Source organism: Micromonospora sp. NPDC049359, from assembly GCF_044466585.1.
Taxonomy (GTDB): Bacteria; Actinomycetota; Actinomycetes; order Mycobacteriales; family Micromonosporaceae; genus Micromonospora.
This window is the reverse complement of sequence record NZ_JBITMW010000006.1, coordinates 78,087-97,973: the sequence shown is the minus strand read 5'-3', so window position 1 is coordinate 97,973 and position 19,887 is coordinate 78,087. Positions and strand designations below refer to the sequence as shown.

The 19,887-nt window shown below is 71.8% G+C and carries 20 protein-coding genes; 2 read left to right on the top strand and 18 right to left on the bottom strand.

Features of this window, described 5'->3' with window-relative positions:
* Nucleotides 1-167: 167 nt before the first annotated feature.
* From ACIBTX_RS15875 to efeU, 7 genes are all read right to left on the bottom strand, one after another.
* Nucleotides 168-875: a ComF family protein gene (locus ACIBTX_RS15875; RefSeq protein ID WP_357134741.1), complete on the bottom strand. Its 708-nt coding sequence runs from the start codon at nucleotides 873-875 to the stop codon at nucleotides 168-170.
* A gap of 4 nt (nucleotides 876-879) precedes the next feature.
* Nucleotides 880-2,697 carry an LpqB family beta-propeller domain-containing protein gene (locus tag ACIBTX_RS15870; RefSeq protein ID WP_357134739.1) on the bottom strand — a complete coding sequence of 606 codons (1,818 nt, stop codon included), beginning with the start codon at nucleotides 2,695-2,697 and terminating at the stop codon, nucleotides 880-882.
* Nucleotides 2,694-4,445 (bottom strand): MtrAB system histidine kinase MtrB, encoded by a 1,752-nt coding sequence (gene mtrB / locus ACIBTX_RS15865; RefSeq protein ID WP_357394341.1) that lies wholly within the window; start codon nucleotides 4,443-4,445, stop codon nucleotides 2,694-2,696. Before mtrB ends, ACIBTX_RS15870 begins: the two co-directional genes overlap by 4 nt.
* A gap of 12 nt (nucleotides 4,446-4,457) precedes the next feature.
* On the bottom strand, nucleotides 4,458-5,147 hold the full coding sequence (mtrA, locus tag ACIBTX_RS15860) for an MtrAB system response regulator MtrA (RefSeq protein WP_355052014.1): 690 nt from the start codon (nucleotides 5,145-5,147) through the stop codon (nucleotides 4,458-4,460).
* Between the two features lie 121 nt (nucleotides 5,148-5,268).
* Nucleotides 5,269-6,546 (bottom strand): iron uptake transporter deferrochelatase/peroxidase subunit, encoded by a 1,278-nt coding sequence (gene efeB, locus ACIBTX_RS15855; protein WP_357172804.1) that lies wholly within the window; start codon nucleotides 6,544-6,546, stop codon nucleotides 5,269-5,271.
* Between the two features lie 25 nt (nucleotides 6,547-6,571).
* Entirely contained in the window at nucleotides 6,572-7,705 is a 1,134-nt protein-coding gene (gene efeO, locus ACIBTX_RS15850; protein ID WP_357172801.1) for an iron uptake system protein EfeO, read from the bottom strand.
* 23 nt (nucleotides 7,706-7,728) lie between these two features.
* Nucleotides 7,729-8,715, bottom strand: a complete 987-nt coding sequence (gene efeU / locus ACIBTX_RS15845; protein ID WP_357134731.1) for an iron uptake transporter permease EfeU — start codon at nucleotides 8,713-8,715, stop codon at nucleotides 7,729-7,731.
* 169 nt (nucleotides 8,716-8,884) lie between these two features.
* On the opposite strand from efeU, the gene ACIBTX_RS15840 reads away from it, so the two are divergent.
* Entirely contained in the window at nucleotides 8,885-9,034 is a 150-nt protein-coding gene (locus ACIBTX_RS15840) for a hypothetical protein (protein WP_357134730.1), read from the top strand.
* Between the two features lie 333 nt (nucleotides 9,035-9,367).
* Here the strand turns inward: ACIBTX_RS15840 and ahcY are convergent, their stop codons facing one another.
* The 8 genes from ahcY to ACIBTX_RS15800 form a co-directional block, all read right to left on the bottom strand.
* A complete protein-coding gene (gene ahcY / locus ACIBTX_RS15835; RefSeq protein WP_357174835.1) occupies nucleotides 9,368-10,867 on the bottom strand; it encodes an adenosylhomocysteinase in 1,500 nt (499 codons plus the stop codon).
* Between the two features lie 263 nt (nucleotides 10,868-11,130).
* Nucleotides 11,131-12,294: a mannose-6-phosphate isomerase, class I gene (gene manA / locus ACIBTX_RS15830; protein ID WP_396832641.1), complete on the bottom strand. Its 1,164-nt coding sequence runs from the start codon at nucleotides 12,292-12,294 to the stop codon at nucleotides 11,131-11,133.
* A 4-nt stretch (nucleotides 12,295-12,298) separates the two neighbouring features.
* The gene (locus ACIBTX_RS15825; RefSeq protein WP_357129874.1) at nucleotides 12,299-13,306 is read right to left on the bottom strand and encodes a cation diffusion facilitator family transporter; all 1,008 of its coding nucleotides are present in this window, start codon (nucleotides 13,304-13,306) and stop codon (nucleotides 12,299-12,301) included.
* A gap of 58 nt (nucleotides 13,307-13,364) precedes the next feature.
* Entirely contained in the window at nucleotides 13,365-14,561 is a 1,197-nt protein-coding gene (locus ACIBTX_RS15820; protein WP_357129876.1) for an SIS domain-containing protein, read from the bottom strand.
* Nucleotides 14,558-14,743, bottom strand: a complete 186-nt coding sequence (locus ACIBTX_RS15815) for a Trm112 family protein (RefSeq protein WP_007455824.1) — start codon at nucleotides 14,741-14,743, stop codon at nucleotides 14,558-14,560. Before ACIBTX_RS15815 ends, ACIBTX_RS15820 begins: the two co-directional genes overlap by 4 nt.
* A gap of 60 nt (nucleotides 14,744-14,803) precedes the next feature.
* Nucleotides 14,804-16,189, bottom strand: coding sequence for a phosphomannomutase/phosphoglucomutase (locus ACIBTX_RS15810; protein WP_357129880.1), 1,386 nt, complete (start codon nucleotides 16,187-16,189; stop codon nucleotides 14,804-14,806).
* Between the two features lie 69 nt (nucleotides 16,190-16,258).
* Nucleotides 16,259-17,326, bottom strand: coding sequence for a hypothetical protein (locus ACIBTX_RS15805; protein WP_396832640.1), 1,068 nt, complete (start codon nucleotides 17,324-17,326; stop codon nucleotides 16,259-16,261).
* A gap of 105 nt (nucleotides 17,327-17,431) precedes the next feature.
* Entirely contained in the window at nucleotides 17,432-18,085 is a 654-nt protein-coding gene (locus tag ACIBTX_RS15800) for an endonuclease V (RefSeq protein WP_396832639.1), read from the bottom strand.
* Between the two features lie 28 nt (nucleotides 18,086-18,113).
* Here ACIBTX_RS15800 and ACIBTX_RS15795 point away from each other — a divergent pair, with 28 nt between their 5' ends.
* The gene (locus ACIBTX_RS15795; RefSeq protein WP_396832638.1) at nucleotides 18,114-18,251 is read left to right on the top strand and encodes a hypothetical protein; all 138 of its coding nucleotides are present in this window, start codon (nucleotides 18,114-18,116) and stop codon (nucleotides 18,249-18,251) included.
* Here the strand turns inward: ACIBTX_RS15795 and ACIBTX_RS15790 are convergent.
* From ACIBTX_RS15790 to ACIBTX_RS15780, 3 genes are all read right to left on the bottom strand, one after another.
* On the bottom strand, nucleotides 18,248-18,499 hold the full coding sequence (locus ACIBTX_RS15790; protein ID WP_357129892.1) for a hypothetical protein: 252 nt from the start codon (nucleotides 18,497-18,499) through the stop codon (nucleotides 18,248-18,250). The two genes, ACIBTX_RS15795 and ACIBTX_RS15790, sit on opposite strands and share 4 nt — an antisense overlap.
* Before the next feature lie 83 nt (nucleotides 18,500-18,582).
* Complete coding sequence (locus ACIBTX_RS15785) at nucleotides 18,583-19,239, bottom strand: tetratricopeptide repeat protein (RefSeq protein ID WP_357174844.1); 657 nt, start codon at nucleotides 19,237-19,239, stop codon at nucleotides 18,583-18,585.
* On the bottom strand, nucleotides 19,239-19,832 hold the full coding sequence (locus ACIBTX_RS15780) for a DinB family protein (RefSeq protein WP_396832637.1): 594 nt from the start codon (nucleotides 19,830-19,832) through the stop codon (nucleotides 19,239-19,241). The genes ACIBTX_RS15785 and ACIBTX_RS15780 overlap by 1 nt, the downstream gene beginning before the upstream one ends.
* Between the last annotated feature and the right edge of the window lie 55 nt (nucleotides 19,833-19,887).

The following is a 19,887-nucleotide window of genomic DNA, read 5'->3' as shown; positions in this document are numbered from 1 at the left end:
CAGTACGGCTACGCCTCCTCTCACCGCCCGGGGCGGGATGGAACGACCTCCTACCCCCGACAGCGAAACGCTAACTCCTGTTCGCCCGGCAGTCACCCCTTGTTGCCAAGACCGCCCGGTATTTTTCGCACCTCATACACCAACGGGTGAAACGGAAACACGGTCTGTTACAAACGGAGTCTTTTCTCGGTTGCGGCGAGAACCGCGGCGACACCCGGTCGCCATCCGGTCGCGGTCAGCACCCGGGCCGCCGCGGCCAGTGTCACGCCGGTCGTGACGATGTCGTCGAGCAGCACCACGGCGGGCCCACCGTCCGACGGGCGCGGCCCATCCGACGCGCCGGAACGGGGGCGGAACGCCGCCTCGGCGGCCGCCGCACGGCCCGCGCTGTCCAGGGTCACCGAGTCGGGCCGGGGCAGGGCACGCAATGGCCGGTGCACCCGTACGGGCCAGCCGCACCGGCCCAGCCGGGCCGCGCAGTGCCGGGCCAGCCGGTCCAGGTGGTCGCCGTAGCGGCCACGCGCCGCAGCCGCGGTGTCCGGCACCGGCACCAGCGCCAGCGGACGCACCTCGCCGACCGCCGCCGCGACCACCTCGGCCAGCAGCGCGCCGAGCGGACGGGCCAGACCGTGCCGGCCGTGTTCCTTGTACGCCAGCAGCGCCTCCCGTAGCGGACCGTCGTACGGGCCGAGGGCGACGCAGCGCGGCAGGCCGGCCGGGGCGGGGGTGGGGCGGGTCACCCGGGGACGCAGCGCGCTCAGCGCCGCGACGCAGGAGGGGCAGACCCCCTGCCGCATCCGTTGGCGACGCTCCCGGCAGCCGGCGCAGTCAGCGGGGAGGACCAGGTCGGCGAGGTCCGCCCAGAGCCCGCGCACGACGTCAGTAGAGGAAGAACGGAGCCGACGGGTTGCTCGGGCGGACTCCGGCCGGCGGCGTGGGAACGTCGCGGACCTGCTCGGGCGCGATCCGTTCGAACGGGCTGCTGCGGTACGCGACCTTGTTGGCCTCGTACATGTACGACCCGGTGGGCACGCGCACACTGCGGTTGGTGGGGTACGCCGTCAAATGGTTGACCTTGGCGCCGACATCGGTGCGCAGCGGCGTCTCCAGGGCGCCGTCCACGCTGATCTCGTAGATCGCCGGCTGGCCCGCCGAGCCGGCTACCACCAGCCGGTCCTCCCCGATCCAGTCCACCGCGGTCAGGTTCGTCAACGAGGTGACCAGCGCCCGGGGCGGGCCGATGGACACCCCGCTGCCGGAGCCGTCGAGGTTCAGCGCCGCGACGTAGAGCCGCCCACCGGCGATCAACGCGACCCGCTGACCGTCCAGCGCGGAGGCGACCGCGGTGACCTCCGGCGAGGGCAGGTTGAGCGGCACCTCGGCCATCCCGGCGGCCTCGTCGAAGCGGTAGAGGCGACCGTCGGCCACCACCAGCCCCTGCGCGGGACGCGTGTCGACGGTACGCAGCCAGACCGGGCGCCCGATCGAGGCGTACTCCCCGGCGCTGCGGCCGAGGGTGGCCACCGTGTCCGCCCCCGTGCCCACCGCGAGTCGCTGCCGGTCCTTGCCCCCGGTCACCACCAGCGCGGCGAGCACCCGGTTGACGCCCCGCGCGAGACCGGCCGACACGATGCCGCGGTTGACCTCCGGCGTGAGGGGCACCGCGCCGCTGGGCTCGCCGGCGAAGTCGAGCGGGCGGATCGCGCCCTCGTAGACGCCGTACCGCTGCGGCTCCTCCCGGACGGGGTAGAGCTGCTGGGCCGTCCGAAGCTCGTCGAGGTCCCGCACGGGCTGGGAGTTGTTCCTGATCTTCAGCTCCAGCTCGCCCGGCAGGTCACCCAGCGACCAGGCGAGCTGCGTCATCACCTGGTCGATCCGGCTCTGGTCGTCGCCGGACATGTCCAGGTTGACTTCCCACCGGTTGTTCGCGCCGGTGGCGTTGTTGATCAGCTCGGTGCCGTCCGGCAGACCGACGACACCCGGCCGCAGCCAGTCGGACGGGCCGCCGACCAGCCACCGCACGACCTCGTTGACACGGCGCTCGTCTGGCACCGCGTACGGCAGGTAGCGCTGGTCGGGCACGAGCCGGGTGCGGTCGGAGCTCCAGAAGTAGATCGACTCGTCCTGGTAGTACTGCTGGAGGGCGACGTCGCTGAGCAGCAGCACGCTCGGCGGGTCGAGCAGGTACTGGCCGGCGCGCTCGTCGCTGCCGGCGCCGCCGAGGGCCGCGCTGCGCAGCCGGAACTCGTACTGGGTCTCGGTCGCGACCGGGGGCGCCAGGGTGCCGTTGGTCCGCAGCACGCCGATCTGCTGCACCGTGATCTTGACGGTCGTGGTGGAGTCGCTGTTGAAGGTGAAGACGGTCTCGCGCAGCCGCACCACGTTCAGCGCGACCTCGCTGCCCTTCTTGTCCTGCAGGCGGGGCCGGTGTTCGGGGGCGATGAACGCCTTCACCCGCTCGTACGCCCGGTCCGGCTCGCCAGCGGCGGCGGACAGGAAGTTGCGCACGAAGGCCGCGTTGTCGCTGCCGCTGGCGGCCCGCGACGGGGGCTCGCTGCTGCGGCCGTTGCTCGATCCGGCCTCGGTCGCGGTGCCGGCCTTGCCGTCGACCCGCACGTCGGAAGAGGCCGGGATGCCGCAACCGGCACTGAGGAGCAGCGCCGCGCCGAAAGCGCCGAGCAGTGGTCGAGCCCTCACGATCGCACCTCCTCCCGCTCGCCGCTGTCGGTCGGCGCCGGGCCGATCGCCAACGCTCCGCCGCTGCCCGGTCCGATGGCCAGGGGGCCGCCGTCGCGTGGGCCGCCGAACGGCAGCGCCGCGTCGGCGGGCACCAGCCGCAGCGGCGAGGTGGTGAGCCGGTCGCCGGCGCGGGCCGGCAGGGTGAGCCGGAACTGGGCGCCCTGACCGGGCGCTCCCCAGGCCTCCAGCCAACCACCGTGCAGACGGGCGTCCTCCAAGCTGATCGACAGGCCCAGCCCGGTGCCGCCGGTCTGGCGGGCCCGCGACGGGTCCGCCCGCCAGAACCGGTTGAACACCAGCTTCTCCTCGCCCACCTTCAGCCCCACCCCGTGGTCGCGGACGGTGATCGCCACGGCGGTCTCGTCGATGCCGAGGGTGATCAGCACCGGCCGGGCCTCGCCGTGCTCGACGGCGTTGCCGACCAGGTTGCGCAGCACCCGCTCCACCCGGCGGGGGTCGACCTCGGCGATCACCGGGGTGCTGGGCAGGTCCAGCTCGATCTCCACGCCCACCCGCTCGGCCAGCCCGGCCAACCGGTCGACGACCCGGTGCACCACCGGCACGAGGTCGGTCGGCTCGGCGTCCAGCATGGCGAAGCCCGCGTCGAACCGGCTGATCTCCAACAGGTCGGTGAGCAGTTCCTCGAAACGGTCCAGCTCGGCCTGGAGCAGCTCGGCGCTGCGCGCCACCGCGGGATCGAACTCGTCGCGCTCCGCGAAGATCAGGTCGGCGGCCATCCGGACCGTGGTCAACGGAGTCCGCAGCTCGTGCGACACGTCGGAGGTGAAGCGGCGCTGCAACCGGGACATCTCCTCCAGGCGCAGGATCTGCCGCTGCAGGTTGGTCGCCATCTGGTTGAACGAGGCGGCCAGCAACGCGAGGTCGTCCTCGCCGTTGACCACCATCCGCTGGTCGAGGAGGCCGGCGGAGAGCCGCTGGGCGGTCCGCGCGGCGACCCGGACCGGGTTGACCACCAGCCGGGTGACCAGTGCGGCGAGCAGCCCCAGCAGGATCACCAGGGCGATGCCGGTGCCGACCACGGTCGCCCGGGCGTCGGCGGCGGTGTCGTCCTGACGGGTCAGCGGCACCAGGTAGTAGAGCTCGATCTGCCCGAAGCGGGTCGGCACCGGCGAGCCGTAGACCAGGTACTTCGTCGGCTCGCCGGTGAGCCGCCCGGTCTGGATCTGGCTGGCCACCTTGCCGCTGGCGACCGCGGCCCGCAACTCCTTGCTGATCAGGGGCTGGACGTTGGCCGCCGGCGCGGTGCGGGTCTGGATCATCGTCGGGTAGTCGGCGGCGGTGATGGCCACCACCACGCCACTGGTCTGCTGGGGGTCACCCCCGGCCAGGTAGTTGACCGTGCCCTCGATGGTCTCCTGGAGCTGCGCCTCCTGCGGCTGGCCGTAGAGGGAGACCTGCTTGGCCGCGTACCCGGCGCCGCCCTTGAGACGCAGCTGGACGTCGGTGCGCGCGTTGTCGAGCAGGATCGTCGTGATCTTGTCAGCGATCAGGTACGCGAATCCGCCCACCAGCAGGCTGGAGGCGACCAACGTGATGGTGACCACCCGGACCTGGAGTGAACGCCGCCAGGTCTGGTGCACCCGGGCCAGCAGCCGCGCGACCCGGCCGCTCAGCACACGCCAGACCTCCCGACCGGCAGCGAGCCGGCGGGCTGTGGTGTTCTGCGGGGGCGGCGAGGTCGACACAGTGCGACCAGGCTATCCGGTGCCCGCCTTGTAACCCACGCCCCGCACGGTGAGGATGATTTCCGGTCGCTCCGGATCTGGCTCGATCTTGGCGCGCAGCCGTTGCACGTGCACGTTGACCAGTCGGGTGTCGGCCGCGTGCCGGTAGCCCCAGACCTGCTCCAGCAGCACCTCGCGGGTGAAGACCTGACGCGGCTTGCGGGCGAGCGCGACCAGCAGGTCGAACTCCAGCGGCGTCAGCTTCACCTCCTCGTCGTTGCGGCTGACGGTGTGGGCGGGCACGTCGATGCTGATCTGGTTGCCGGGCGGCCCGATGGTCAGCATCTCCGGTGCGACGTCCTCGCCACGGCGCAGCCGGGCCCGCATCCGGGCCACCAGCTCCTTGGGCTTGAACGGCTTGACCACGTAGTCGTCGGCGCCGGATTCGAGCCCGAGGACGACGTCCACGGTGTCGCTCTTGGCGGTCAGCATCACGATCGGCACGCCGGACTCGGCACGAATCGACCGGGCCACGTCGATACCACTCATTCCGGGCAACATGAGGTCGAGCAGGACGATGTCCGGACGACTGTCACGAAACGCGGCCAACGCCCGCTCGCCGTCGGCCACGAACGAGGGCAGGAAACCCTCACTGCGCAGCACGATGCCGAGCATCTCGGCGAGTGCGGGGTCGTCGTCGACCACCAGGACCCGGGCTCTCATGGGATTAATATTGCATCCCCGTTCAGTTCGGTGGGACCGGTGTCACCCGGCACGGACAGCCTCATGATCCCCCCTCGACGCGGTCCGCCGCCACCACAGCTCGGACGGGTCGCGTCGCCGGTCAGCCGAAGAGCACCCGGCCCCAGTGGTCGCCACCGTCGCGTACGCCGGGCGGGCAGGCGAACAGGCCGCTGGAGACGTGCCGCAGGTACTCGTTCATCACGTCGTGGCGGGCCAACTGGGTCTGGATCGGCACGAACTGCTTGCGCGGGTCCCGCTGGTACGCGATGAAGAAGAGACCGGCGTCGAGCCGGCCGAGACCGTCCGAGCCGTCGACGAAGTTGTAGCCCCGGCGCAGCAGGTGCGCGCCGTTGTTGCGGCTCGGATGGGCGAGGGCGACGTGGGCGTGCTCGGCGATCAGCGGCTTGCCGTCGTCACCGCGCGCCGCGAAGTCCGGCTCGTCGAACTCCTTGCTGCGCCCCAGCGGGGCGCCGCTGCCCTTGGTCCGGCCGACGATCTCCTCCTGCTCGACCAGGGAGGTCCGGTCCCAGGTCTCCACGAGCATCCGGATCTTGCGGGTGACCAGGTACGACCCGCCCGTCATCCAGTCCGGCCCGTCGCCGGGCTGCACCCACAACTGGTCGCGCAGCAGGTCGGTCTCCTCGGCCTTGAGGTTGGCCGTGCCGTCCTTGAAGCCGAACAGGTTGCGGGCGGTCGCCTGGTCCCGGGAGGTCGACGACGTACGACCGAAACCGAGCTGCGACCAGCGGACGCTGACCACCCCCATGCCGATGCGCGCGAGGTTGCGGATCGCGTGCACCGCCACCTGGGGATCGTTGGCGCACGCCTGCACGCACAGATCGCCACCGGAGATCGGGGCCTGCAACGCGTCGCCGGGGAACTTCGGCAGCTCCGCCAGCGCGGCCGGGCGGCGGTCGGCGATGCCGAACCGGTCCCGCCCGTCGGCGTCGCGGAACAGCGTGGGCCCGAAACCGATGGTCAGGGTGAGCTGCGACGGCGGGAGGCCGAGCGCCTCGCCGGTGTCGTCCGGCGGGGCCTCGGGCATCCCGCCGACCGCCCCGAGGACCCCGGCGTCCCGGCCGGCGGTCATCCGGGCGGCGGCGGCCGTCCACTCCTCCAGCATCGCGACCAGGCGGGCCCGGTCCTTCGTGATGACGTCGAAGGCGACGAAGTGCAGCCGATCCTGCGCGGGGGTGACGATGCCGGCCTGGTGCTCGCCGAAGAACGGCACCGCGCCCGCCGGGTGGTCGCTGGCCGCCGCCGGACCACGCGAGTCGCCGACCAGCGCGCCCGCGCCGGCGGCGACGCCCGCGACTCCGGCCACCCCGGCGCCGGCGAGCGTGATAGCCCGCCGACGGGTCAACCTGCGTACGCTCATCGACTCGACTCCCCCTGCGTCCCGGTCACTTCGCGACGACTGCGGCGACCTTGCTGATCGGCTCGGCGAGCGCGTTGATGCCGTCCGAGAGTTCCTTGAGCTCGGCCTTGCTCAACGCGGTGTGCAGCTTCCACCCGTCGCCGTCGCGGTGCTTGCCGAGCTGCGCCTCGACGTTCGCGAACTCGGTGTCGAGCTGCTTGACCAGCTCCGGCGCACGCTGCTCCAGCGCGGGCCGAAGGGCCGACAGGGCCGCCTTGGAACCTTCCAGGTTGGCGGCGAAGTCCCACAGGTCGGTGTGCGAGTAGCGGTCCTCCTCGCCAGTGATCTTGCCGCTGGCAACCTCGTCGAGCAGCTCCTTCGCGCCGTTGGCGAGCTGGAGCGGGGAGAGCTTCTCGGCGTTGGCCTTCGCCACGATCTCCTTGACGTCGGCCAGCAGCCGGTCGGCGATCGGACCGTCCTTGCTGATGTCGCCGGACTGCCAGAGGTCCTTCTCGATCCGGTGGAAGCCGGTGAACTCCATCCCCTCCTCGATGACCTCCTCGCGGCCGTCGATCTTGGGGTCGAGGTCGCCGAAGATCTCCGCCACCGGCTCGATCCGCTCCCAGTAGGTGCGCGCGACCGGGTACAGCGTCTTGGCCTTCGCCACGTCGCCGGCCTTCACGGCGGCGACGAAATCCTCGGTCTTCTCCAGCAGCGCCCCGGTCTGGCTCTTGACGTAGCGCTGGTAGTTGTCGGTGGCGCCGGCCAGGGCGGCGTCGGCGGTAAGCGGCTGCGCGGACCCGCTGACCTTGAGCGCGCCCCGGATGCCCTTGCCGCTCATGCCCGGCTTGCAGGCCGTCTCGTACGTGCCGGCGGGCAGCTCGACGTGCAGCTCACGGCTCAACCCGGGCGCGATGTTCTCCACCTCGCCCATGACCCGGTCGCCGGAGGCGTACACGTAGAACTCGGTGACCTTCGCGCCCGAGTTGGTGATCTTGAAGGTGGCCGTTCCGGCGCCGAGGTCGGTCGTGGCGACGTCGCAGGCCGTGTCGGTGGCCTTGACCACGATCGGGCCGCCCGCCGCGTCGGACTTATCGCTGTCGGCCTTGGAACAGGCGGCGACGCCGGCCGTCGCCAGCACGCCGGCAGCGGCCAGCGCGAAGAATCGGGTGGTACGCATCTGTGCTGTCTCTCCTCGTGGGGTCAGGCACGCTGCGGCGCGGATGCCGCCTCTGCCTCGGCGCCGGTGTCGGCCCCGCGTTCGGTGACGGTGGTGGTGGACGGCGACGTGCGCTCGGACGCCTCGACACCGGGCCCCGAGGCCGCGGCCGGCGCCGGCGTGGCGGGCGCCGCCGGGCCCGTCGTGGCCGCGCCCGATGCCGGGGTACGGCGGGTCGGGCGCAGGAAGAGCAGCAGGACGGGTACGGCGTACCCGATCCAGGCGATGGTCTCGAGCACGGTGGGCGCGGGGGTCACGTTGAACATGCCGGCCAGCAGCGCCGCGTACCAGGTGGTCGGGTCGAGCACGGCGGTGATGTCGAACGCCAGGTCGCCGAGGCCGGGCAGGACACCGGCCTCCTGGAAGTCGTGCACGCCGTACTTGAGGATGCCGGCGGCGACCAGGATCAGCAGCGCGCCGGTCCAGGTAAAGAACTTGCTGAGGTTGATCTTGAGGGCGCTGGCGTAGAGCAGCACGCCGAGGACCACGGCGGTCACGATGCCGCCGATGAGCGCGAGCAGCGGCCCACTGTCCCCGGCCGCGCCCTGAGCCGCGGAGTAGAAGATCAGCGCGGTCTCCAGGCCCTCGCGGATCACGGCGAGGAAGGCCATCCCGGCGACGGCGAGCGACCCGACGGCGAGCGCCTCGGTCAACTTGCCGCGGAGTTCACCCGCGATGGTGCGGGCCGCCTTGCGCATCCAGAAAATCATCCAGGTGACGAACACCACGGCGGCGACGGAGGTGATCGCCTCGAACAGCTCGCGATCCTCGGAACGCGCCAGCAGCGAGGTCGAGGTGTACTCGATGAGCCAGCCGAACAGCACGGAGAGCGCGACGGCCAGGCCGACGCCCGCCCACACCTGGGGCAACCGGTCCCGGCGCTGCGACTTCACCAGGAAGGCGACCAGGATGCTGACCACCAGGGTCGCTTCCAGGCCCTCCCGCAGGCCGATCAGGTAGGTGGCGAACATCCCCGCTCCGTGTTCATTAGGCACGCCTTCACTAACTTAGGGCAGCCATACCTTCCTCCAGTTCAGCAGCCTCGTCAAGTTGTTCATGGCAAGCTCACTCTTCCCGTGACCTGGCCTTCGACGCCCCGCCGCACGCCGTACACCGACCGGCCGTGCGAGGATCCCCGTCGTGAAAGCCTTCCTGCCGTGGCTGGCGGTGCTGGCCGTGGTGATGCTGCTCAGCGCGCTACGCCAGCGAACCCTGGCCACCGTCGTGTCGCTGGCCTGGCTGGCCTGGTGCGCCTGGACCTGGCTACGCCCCACCCGCCGCCGCAACTAACCCGCGCCCCGCGCCCCGCGCCCCGCGCCCCGCGCCCCGCGCCCCGCGCCCCGCGCCCCGCGCCCAAGATCGTCGCAGTTTCGGGGATGTTGCTGCATCCGCCACGCGGGAGGCAGCAACATCCCCGAGGTTGCTGCCATCCCCCGCCCCGCCCGCCCACAGCCCGCGCGATCTTGCACTTTCGGTGGTGACATAGCGGTTCAGAAGGCGCAAATCCCCAACCGAAACTGCAAGATCGCGGGGCGAGGCGGGGCGGGGCCGGACGGAGTGGGTGGGGTGGAGACGACGAACCGGGCCGGCTGTTCGCAGCCGGCCCGGTTCAGGAGAGGTTGATCAGTAGCGGTAGTGGTCCGGCTTGAACGGGCCCTCGGGGGACACGCCCAGGTACGCGGCCTGCTCCTTGGTGAGCGTGCTCAGCTTCGCGCCCAGCGCACCGAGGTGCAGGCGGGCCACCTTCTCGTCCAGGTGCTTGGGCAGCACGTAGACGCCGACCGGGTACTCCTCGGTCTTGGTGAACAGCTCGATCTGGGCGATCGTCTGGTTGGCGAACGAGTTCGACATGACGAAGCTCGGGTGCCCGGTGGCGTTGCCCAGGTTCAGCAGGCGCCCCTCGGACAGCACGATGACGGCGTGCCCGTCGGCGAAGCGCCACAGGTCGACCTGCGGCTTGATGTTGACCCGCTCCACGTCGGAGCGCTTCGCCAGGCCGGCCATGTCGATCTCGTTGTCGAAGTGGCCGATGTTGCCGACGATGGCCTGGTGCTTCATCCGGGCCATGTGCTCGTTGGTGATGACGTCGAAGCAGCCGGTGGCGGTGATGAAGATGTCCGCCTGCTCGACCACGTCGTCCAGGGTGGCGACCTGGTAGCCGTCCATCGCCGCCTGCAGGGCGCAGATCGGGTCGACCTCGGTCACCACGACCCGGGCGCCCTGACCGCGCAGCGACTCGGCGCAGCCCTTGCCCACGTCGCCGTAGCCCATCACCACGGCCATCTTGCCGCCGATCAGCACGTCGGTGGCCCGGTTGATGCCGTCGATCAGGGAGTGCCGGCAGCCGTACTTGTTGTCGAACTTGCTCTTGGTCACCGAGTCGTTGACGTTGATGGCCGGGAAGAGCAGCGTGCCGGCGCGGTGCATCTCGTAGAGGCGGTGCACGCCGGTGGTGGTCTCCTCGGTCACGCCCTTGATGCCGGCCGCGATCTGAGTCCAGCGCTGGCCGTCCTCGCCCAGCGAGCGGTGCAGCAGCTCGAGGATGACCGCGTACTCCTCGGAGTCGGCGGACTCGACCGGCGGCACGACGCCGGCCTTCTCGAACTCGGCGCCCTTGTGCACGAGCAGGGTGGCGTCACCGCCGTCGTCGAGGATCATGTTGGGGCCCTGCCCGTCCGGCCAGAGGAGCACCTGCTCGGTGCACCACCAGTACTCGGGCAGCGTCTCGCCCTTCCAGGCGTACACCGGGACGCCGGCGGGGGCGTCGGGGGTGCCGTCCGGGCCGACGACGATCGCGGCGGCGGCGTGGTCCTGGGTGGAGAAGATGTTGCAGGACGCCCAGCGAACCTGCGCCCCGAGGGCGACCAGCGTCTCGATCAGGACGGCGGTCTGGATGGTCATGTGCAGCGAGCCGGTGATCCGCGCGCCGGCGAGCGGCTGCGCCTCGGCGAACTCCCGCCGGATCGCCATCAGACCGGGCATCTCGTGCTCGGCGAGCTGGATCTCCTTGCGCCCGAACTCGGCGAGCGACAGATCCGCCACCTTGAAGTCGCCCTCGGCGAGCGTGCTCGGCCGGGCCTCGGACGGCGTACCGCTGGCGGCCGCCGGGAGGGTGCTGGTCATGAAAGCTCCTGTCGAACGATGTCTGCGCCGATCCTCCACCTTACGCGCGCCAGCGACGTCCGCCGGGGGACGGGCGGCGGACAGCGCACGGGGCGGTCGGTGGTGGACAGACCCGCTGCCCACCTCCGCCCGCCCCGCGCATCCCCCCGGTTTGGTTCCCCGCACGTTGCCGGACCGTCGTCGCGATAACGCTGCGTACTCATAGAGTCACACTCAGGCAAAGCTGAGTCAAGCTATTCCGGGAAAGTCGGACTTGTGTCGAGTCAGCGTAGGCCCGACGTCGCCACGTACGCCTCGCCGTCGCCGCTGATCCGCAGCGGCTCGCCGGCCGCCGTGCCGATCGCCGCCGTGCCGGACGTCAACGTCAGAGCGCCCGCCCCGTCATCGACCGTCACCGAGCCCGCGCCGCAGAGCACCACCCGGGGACCGGGCAGGGCCAGCGTGGCCTCCGGCACGTCCGCGCCGACCCGCACCCGGTGCAGCGCGAAGTCGTCCACCGGCACCGCCCAGCAGTCCACCCCCGGGGCGACGTGCCGGGCGGCGCGCACCGGATCGTCGAGCACCTCGAAGCGCAACACCCGCACCAACTCGTCCACGTCGACGCGCTTCGGCGTGAGACCGCCGCGCAGCACGTTGTCGCTGGCCGCCATGATCTCGACGCCACAGCCGCTGAGGTACGCGTGCAGGTTGCCCGCGGGCATCCAGATCGCCTCGCCCGGCACCAGCCGCACATGGTGCAGCAGTAGCGCCACCAGCACGCCCGGGTCGCCCGGATAGGCCTTCGCCAGCCGGCGGGCCAACTCGGCGTCCGGGCCGTCGGCCGCCGACGCCAGGACGGCCCGCAGCAGCCCGTCGCGCTCCGCGACCGGCCAGCCGAGCAGCGTGGCCACCGCCGTGCGCAGGCCCGCCGGCCCGATCCGCAGCGCGTCGACCACGGGCCCCAACTCGGGTACGCCGAACGCGGCGAGCGCCTCGGCCGACTCCACCGGATCGCGGAAGCCGCACAGCGCCTCGAACGGGGTGAGCGCGACCAACAACTCCGGCTTGTGATGCGGGTCGGAGTAGTTGCGCTCCCCCGCCGGAAGGTCCGCCTCCGCCGCGAACCCCGCCCGGGCCTGCTCGGCATCCGGGTGGGCCTGCAGGCTCAGCGGCGAGTCGGCGGCGAGGACCTTGAGCAGGAACGGCAGCCGGCTGCCGAAACGGCCGGCCACCCGTTGGCCCAGCCACTGCCCCGGCTCGTCGCGTACTAGGTCACAGAGGCTCACCCGGGCTCCGGCGCGCTCCACGCTGGCCGGGGCGCCCGGGTGGGCGCCCAACCACAGCTCCGCCTCCGGGCCGGGGCTGGGCACCGGTCGCCCCTGCAACAGCGCGAGGGCGGAGCGGGACCCCCAGGCGTAGTCCCGGATCGGTCCGTACAGCGGTTCCACCGTGTCAGACCCCGGGCCGCCCGACCGCCTCGCCCGCGGACTCCTCCGGCTGCGGTACGGCGGTGTCGGCAGCGGCGCCGGTGCCCGCCTTGGCGGCGGCGACGCTGTAGATGTCCGGCTCCAGGTAGATCACCCGGGCGATCGGCACGGCGGTACGGATACGCGCCTCGACCGCGTTGATGCCGCGGGCCAGGTCGTGCGCGCTCTCGCAGGCCGGTACGCCGATCTTCGCGGCCACCATCAGCTCTTCCGGGCCCAGGTAGAGCGTCTTCATGTGGATGATCCGCTCCACCTCGGGGCCCTCGGTGATGGCCCGCTCGATGGCCGCCAGGTCCTGCTGTTCGGCACCCTCACCGAGGAGCAGGCTCTTGGTCTCGATGGCCAGCACGATGGCGATGACCACCAGCAGGACGCCGATCATCGCGGTGCCGGCGGCGTCCCACCGACCGTCGCCGGTGGCCAGGGTCATGCCGACGCCGAACAGCGCGAAGACCAGACCGACCAGGGCGCCGAAGTCCTCCAGCAGCACCACCGGCAACTCCGGCGCCTTGGCCCGCCGGATGAAACGCACCCAGGACTGCTTGCCCCGGATGTGGTTGGACTCCTTGATCGCCGTCCGGAAGGAGAACGACTCCATGGCGATCGCCGCCAGCAGCACCGCCACCGGAAGCCACTGCCACTCGGTGATGCCGTGCGGATCCGACCACTTGTGGTACGCCTCGTAGAGGGCGAACAGGCCACCGATGCTGAACAGCACGATCGACACGATGAACGCGTAGATGTAGCGCTCCCGGCCGTACCCGAACGGGTGTTCCGGCGTGGCCGCGCGCTTCGCCCGCTTGCCACCGAGCAGCAGCAGACCCTGGTTGCCGGAGTCGGCCACCGAGTGGACCGCCTCGGCCAGCATCGACGAGGACCCGGAGAGCAGGAACGCGATGAACTTGGTGACGGCGATGCCGACATTGGCCAGCAGGGCGGCGACGATCGCCTTCGTCCCGCCGTTCGCGCTCACGCCGCCACTCCGCTTCGCGTCGTGGTGACGTTCGTGCCGCGCCGCCCCCTGCTTTCGTTCACTGGTTCGACAGCTCCTTCATCTCGGTGATGGCCGGTACGGCCATCGGGTCCAACCCATGTGCCAGAGCAAGATAGATCGAGGCGAAGTCCGGTACGGCGATCAGCGAGGCCAGCCGCTCCAGAGCCGACCCGCCCTCGGCGGTCACCACGTCACACCGCACGCCACGACGCTCGGCGAGGGTCTGCACCGCGTCCGCGCGGCGCTCCTCGACGGCGAGCGGCTCGTCCGTGTCGTCGTCGGCGTTGAGCCCACCGTCGCGCAGCAGCACCAGCCGCAGCCGGGTGCCCTCGCCGTCGTCCTCCGACGGGTCGGCGAAGATGTCCCGCTCCCCCTCGGCCAGGCCGCCGAAGACGCCGTCCAGCAGCCCGACCCGCCCCCGCCCGGCCTCGCCCAGCGCCCCGGTGACCACCGGGTAGCGGGCGTTCGCGGACAGGGTGTCGCCGAACCGGCGGGCCGCCACGGTCGCCAGCGGCGACGAGCCCCACACGATCGGGATCGAGCCGGCCAGGCCCAGCGCCAACGACTTGGCCGGGTTGACGAACGACTCGGCGGTGGACCGGCAGCGGTCGGCGTCCGCGTCGAGCCGGGCCGCCGTCTCCGCCAGGTCCGCCTCGTTGACCTTCACCAGGCCGAGCGACCGCGCCGCCAGCAGGACCGGCACGGTGAGCGCCCAGAGGCTGGCCCGGGCCGGTGCCCGTCGGGGCACCGGAATGAACGGCGCGCGGGCCCGCTCGGCCACCGACTGCAACTGCGAGTCCGGCGCGCCCACCGCGACCAGTCGAGCGCCGCGCCGGTGCGCGGCCTCGGCGGCGCCGAGCGCCTCCGGGCTGCGACCCGACGCGCTCACCGCGATCACCACGTCGGCGGCGCCCACCCAACCGGGTACGCCCGAGCTGCGGTGCCCGATGATCGGGACCGGGCAGCGCGGCCCGGCGACCGTGGCCAGCACGTCACCGGTACGCCCGGCCGTGCCGATGCCGGCGATCACCACGGCCCGGGGCCGCCCGTCGTCGGCGAGCACCGCGAGGTTCGCCTCGGCGGCCAGCGCCGCGCTCTCGCGTACCTGGGCGCCACCCGAGGCGGTGTGTCGCAGCATGTCGCCCGGGTCGTGCTCGGCCAGCGCGTTCGGGTTGTCGAGCAGGGCCTCGTCGGCGTCGCGCCGACCGCTCACCCCGGCCGTACCGTCGATCATGACTGCTGCCCGGGGCCGCCACGCGCCTCGTCGAGGAGCAGCACCGGCACATCGTCGCGGACCTCGAAGATCCGACCGCACTCCGTGCAGGTCAACGTCTGCGCCTCCGCGTCGTAGGTCAGCGGGGCGTGGTGCGTGTCCGGGCAGGCGAGGATCTCGAGCAACTGCGGATCCAGGGCCATGGCACGGCTCCTTCCACGAGTGCGGGTCACCGACGGCGGTGCCGACCGGCGCAGGCGATCTTATCGGCGAACGCGGTCGAGCACCTCGTCCCGGAGCGAGACCATCCGCTCGCGGGTGGGCGCCTCGACGTTGAGCCGCAGCAGCGGCTCGGTGTTGGAGGCACGCAGGTTGAACCACGCGCCGTCTTCGAAGCGCAGCGTCAGCCCGTCCATCTCGTCGGTCGTCGCGTCCGGGTACGCGGCCCGCACGTCGGCCACCGCCGCGGCCTGGTCGGCGACCGTCGAGTTGATCTCGCCGGAGGCGACGTAGCGCTCGTACTCGCCGGCCAGCACGGACAGCGGCAGCGACTGCTCGCCCAGGGCGGCCAGCGTGTGCATCGCGGCGAGCATCCCGGTGTCGGCGAACCAGAAGTCCCGGAAGTAGTAGTGGGCGGAGTGCTCCCCGCCGAAGACGGCGTTGGTGCGGGCCATCTCCGCCTTGATGAAGGAGTGCCCGACCCGGGCCACCACCGGCTCCCCACCATGCTCACGGATGATCTCCGCGACCGCGCTGGAGGTGATCAGACCGTGGATCACGGTGGAGCCTGGATGCTTGGCCAGCTCCCGCGCCGCCACCAGCGCGGTGATCGCCGACGGCGAGACCGGCTCGCCGCGCTCGTCAACCACGAAGCACCGGTCGGCGTCGCCGTCGAAGGCCAAACCGATGTCGGCGCCGTGCTCGACCACGGCACGCTGGAGGTCGACCAGGTTCGCCGGGTCCAGCGGGTTCGCCTCGTGGTTGGGGAAACTACCGTCCAGCTCGAAGTAGAGCGGCACGATCTCCAGCGGCAGGGCCGACAGGGCGGCCTCGCCGAGCACGGTGGGGACGGTGTAGCCACCCATCCCGTTTCCGGCGTCGACAACCACCTTCAGCGGCCGGATGCCGGAGAGGTCGACCAGCTTGCGCAGGTACGCGGCGTAGTCGGGGAGCAGGTCGCGCCGCTCGGCCGGCCGGGTCGGCTCGCCCGCCGGGCGGGACGCCCCCGAGTCCAGCATCGCCTGCGCCCGGTCACGGATCTCCGCCAAGCCGCTGTCCTGGCCGATCGGCCGCGCGCCGGAGCGGCACATCTTGATGCCGTTGTACTGCGCCGGGTTGTGACTGGCCGTGAACATCGCCCCGGGCAGGCCGAGCGAGCCGGAGGCGAAGTAGAGCAGGTCGGTGGAGGCGAGCCCGATCTCGATCACCGAGCGCCCCTCGGCCCGTACCCCGGCGGCGAAGGCGGCCGCCAGGCCGGGCGAGCTGGCCCGCATGTCGTACCCGACGACGACGGCGTCACCGGGCTCGTCAGTGGCGTTGAGCAGCTGGGTGAAGGCGGCCCCGAGCGCCTCGGCGACCCGTTCGTCCCACTGGTCCGGCACCGTCCCTCGGACGTCGTACGCCTTCACGATCTGGGACAGATCAGACACTAGTTCCGCTCCTTGGCCGCAGGTTTCCAACGAACCTGAGCGTATCGGAGCGACCGGGCCGCGCCCCGCTCAGCCGGGGAGCCGGGGCATGAACACGGTGTGGTCGCCGCCGTCCGGGTCGTCCGGCCGGGGCCGAGCACCCGGATCGGCGGGTGCGCCCGGCATGACCTGGGTGGCGTCCGGCATGACCTGAGTGGCGTCCGGCGCGGGCGTGGCGGGTCGTGCCCCGTAGACGCCGCCGGGAGCGGGTCGCGGGACGGGTACCGCCGGCGGCTGCTGGCCGTACACCGGGCCGGGGTGACCGGGCGCGGCCGGCGACCCACCACCGGCGCGGTAGGTGGTCCCACCGGGGTTGCCCGGCAGCGGGCCGGGCTCGTCGGTCGGCGTGCGGTCCTGCCGGGAGCGGCGGACCAGCAGCACGATCAGCAGCACACCCACCGCCACCATCGCGATGCCGAAGAACATGATCAGCGAACCACCACCACCGGCCTTGGCGGCCACCGCCGTCGTCGAGGGCGCGACGGAGGCCGGGCCCAGTGCGGCCGGGTCGACCACCTCGCCCGCCGTCGCGGCCTCGGTCGGGGTCGGGGTCGGGGTCGGGGTGGGCTTCTTCGATGGCGTCGGCGTCGGCGACGGGGAGAGCCGCCCGGCGACCTTGGCCGTATCGGTGCCCTGCCCCAACTGCTGACCGGCGGCGGTGAGACCCACACCGGTCACGGAGAGCCGACCACCCGGCGTACCGGCGGCGAACGCCACCCGGTACCGCACGGTGATGCCCTTGCCCTTGCACAGCGTCGGCTTGGCCGGCGAGGTCTGCGCGGTCGTCACGCTGCCACCACCGCCGGACACGCCCACCGGAAACCAGCGCCCGCCCGCGTTGACCTGGACCGCCACCTGATCCGGCTGAAGACCCTCAAGGCTCAGGCCCAGAGCCGTACGCAGCAGGACGCATCCCTCGGAACGCTTGCGCACCGCGACGTTCACTCCCTGAGGGGAACCTCCGGCGGCGAAGCTGCTGGCCGCACCCACACGGACCGAGTCCTCGTCGGCCAGCGCGGGTGACGCACCGAGCATCACCAGGCCGACCAACAGACCGCAGACCGTCGCGAGCCGTGCGGCACGTCGACGCAGCGTCATGATCACCTCACCGTTCCTCCCCGGGTGGGGTCCGCCGGACAGGCTACTACCGGGCCACTCCCACCACCGGTCATAGAGCGGTCGGTATGTGTGCGGCGTTACGGTCTACGCCCCGCGTCCGCCGCCGTCTCCGGCCCGGGCGAGAGCGTCGCGGCAGAGCCGGTCGGCGGTGCGCGTCGTCTCGGGAAGGCGATAGCGCGGAGTCAACGCGAGCACCCGGGCAGTGGCGTTCTCCAGACTCATCCGGTGCCCGACGCTCACGAAGACCGGCTTGACGCCGTCCCGGGTACGCACCACCCGACCGAGCACCTCACCCCCGTCGCGCAGCGCCGACCAGGCGCCCCGCTCGGCGGCCGGGGCTTCCCACTCGCCGACCAGCGGCGTCTTCCCCACTCCGATGGCGGGCAGGCCGGTGACCACCCCGAGGTGACAGGCCAGCCCGAACCGGCGCGGATGCGCCAGCCCGTGCCCGTCACAGACCAGCAGGTCCGGGACGGTCTTCACCGCGTCGAGGGCGGCGAGCAGAGCCGGTGCCTCGCGGAAGGCGAACAACCCCGGCACGTAGTCGAACGCGGGCCGGCCGACGCTGACCGCCGAATCCACCACGGTCAGCGTCCGAGCATCCAACACGGTCACGGCCGCCGCGAGGAGGTCACCGCTCTCGGCGTACGCCACGTCCAGGCCGGCCACCGTGTCCGGCGCGAGCGGGCCGGGCCCGACCAGGTCGACCAGCGGCCGCAACTCCTCCTGTACGGCCACCGCCTCGGCGACCGAACGTGGAGTCCGGGTGAGCGCCGCCCTTGATCCACTCGATTTCGGCGACGTCGCGGTATCCCGCGCCCCCGGACAGCCCGACATCGGCGATGTCGAGTCGATCACGCTCGGCGACTCCATACCGGTCACCTTGACGCCCGACCTGCTCTAGCGGGAGGACCGGCTCGCATCGCCGTCCTCGGCTGGAGTCGACGCCTCGACAGGTTCCCCATCGGCGCCGTCGTCGACCCGCCTCCGGGTAGCACCGAACGCGACACCGACGACGACGGCCATGGCGACACCGAACGCCACCCCTCCCTTCGGGCCGAACGAAGGGATACCGATCGCCAGGCCGAACAGGAGGCCGACCGCCCACGCCCAGAAACCGGAGCTGCTGCTGCCCGTAGTGGATCTCGCCATGGAGCGATGTTAATAAACACGGTCAACCGCCGTTCGGCGCTACGGAGCGGGCCGCGCCGCGCACCGGTGCGCCCACAGGATGCTCAGGCGAGCTTCAGCTCGTCGCGGGCCTCGTCGATCCACCGGACGATGCCGTACGCGCCGCTGCCGGTAGCCAGTGACGTGGCCTCGTCGAGCAAGCCACGGGCGGCGTCCCGGTCACCGTCGCTCGCCGCCAGGTCCGCCAGACCGATCAGATTCGCCGCCACCCCCGGCGTGAAGGACACCTTCCGGCGCAACCGCGTCGACTCCTCCAGCAACTCCCGCGCCGCCTCGACCCGGCCGGCGGCCTGCTCGCCGAAGCAGAGGTGCCGCAACACGTACGAGAGGGTCAGCTCGTCCCCCGCCTCCGTCGCCAGCTCACGCGCCCGCGCGAAGGCCGGGTCGGCGGCGGCCTGGTCCTGCCGGATCACCTGGTGGACCGTGCCCACCCAGAACAGCGCCTCACCCTCGCCACGGGCGTCGCCCACCTCGCGGTAGAGCTGCGCCGCCCGCTCGAAGAGCGGCAGCTCGGCCGCGTCCTCCGTGCCGGTCTCGAGGAAACGGGCGTGCAACAGCCGTCCACGAGCCAGGGCCGTGTCCGCCTCCACCGCGACGAGATCCCGCTCGGCCTCGTCCAACGACGTCGAGTCACCACCGAAGACCGCCTGCTCGTAGCGCTCCTGCGCCCGCGTCAACCGGACGTCGAACCCCTCGGCCATCACTGACCCACCCTTCCGTCAATACGCTCGCGTAGGAGATCGGCGTGGCCATTGTGCCGCGCGTACTCCTCGATCATGTGCACCAGAAGCCTGCGCAGAACGATGACGTTGCCGTCGCGTTGCCGCCCCTGCACGTCGAGATCCGCAGCCTCGCTCACGAACTGTTCGGCGAACGCCACCTCCGCACGCCAGGCCCGGTACGCCTCGTCGACCACCGTCGGATCGGCGACCGCGCCGTCGAAGTCGCCGTCCGGATCGTCGTCCGAGCAGTACCGCTGGGGCGCGACCTGGCCGGCCATCGTCCTGCGGAACCAGCCGCGCTCCACCTCGGCCAGGTGACGGATCAACCCGAGCAGCGACATCGTCGACGGTGGCACCGACCGCCGGGCCAACTGCTCGGCGTTCAGGCCGTCGCACTTCAACTCGAAGGTGAGGCGTTGGTCGCGCAGGTACTCGACGAGAACGGCCCGCTCGTCGGCGAAGTTACCGTCCGAGCGTGGGTCGTCGTCCGGATGGACGAACAGGTACGACCAACCGAAGGTCCGCGTGGGTTCGCCGTCGGAGGTCGCCGCCTCGTCGCGTGAATCAGCCATACGGCGACTCTCGTCGATACCCGCCCACACCGGCAACCGGGAACCCACTCGGTCG

What these genes read in the sequence shown, in the direction of transcription:
- mtrA (WP_355052014.1), bottom strand. Translation starts at nt 5,147, where the DNA reads ATGAGAGCCCGGGTCCTGGTGGTCGACGACGACCCCGCACTCGCCGAG.
- efeU (WP_357134731.1), bottom strand. Translation starts at nt 8,715, where the DNA reads ATGTTCGCCACCTACCTGATCGGCCTGCGGGAGGGCCTGGAAGCGACC.
- ACIBTX_RS15820 (WP_357129876.1), bottom strand. Translation starts at nt 14,561, where the DNA reads ATGATCGACGGTACGGCCGGGGTGAGCGGTCGGCGCGACGCCGACGAG.
- ACIBTX_RS15785 (WP_357174844.1), bottom strand. Translation starts at nt 19,239, where the DNA reads ATGGCCGAGGGGTTCGACGTCCGGTTGACGCGGGCGCAGGAGCGCTAC.
- ACIBTX_RS15805 (WP_396832640.1), bottom strand. Translation starts at nt 17,326, where the DNA reads ATGACGCTGCGTCGACGTGCCGCACGGCTCGCGACGGTCTGCGGTCTG.
- ACIBTX_RS15780 (WP_396832637.1), bottom strand. Translation starts at nt 19,832, where the DNA reads ATGGCTGATTCACGCGACGAGGCGGCGACCTCCGACGGCGAACCCACG.
- efeB (WP_357172804.1), bottom strand. Translation starts at nt 6,546, where the DNA reads ATGAGCGTACGCAGGTTGACCCGTCGGCGGGCTATCACGCTCGCCGGC.
- efeO (WP_357172801.1), bottom strand. Translation starts at nt 7,705, where the DNA reads ATGCGTACCACCCGATTCTTCGCGCTGGCCGCTGCCGGCGTGCTGGCG.
- ACIBTX_RS15790 (WP_357129892.1), bottom strand. Translation starts at nt 18,499, where the DNA reads ATGGCGAGATCCACTACGGGCAGCAGCAGCTCCGGTTTCTGGGCGTGG.
- ACIBTX_RS15815 (WP_007455824.1), bottom strand. Translation starts at nt 14,743, where the DNA reads ATGGCCCTGGATCCGCAGTTGCTCGAGATCCTCGCCTGCCCGGACACG.
- ahcY (WP_357174835.1), bottom strand. Translation starts at nt 10,867, where the DNA reads ATGACCAGCACCCTCCCGGCGGCCGCCAGCGGTACGCCGTCCGAGGCC.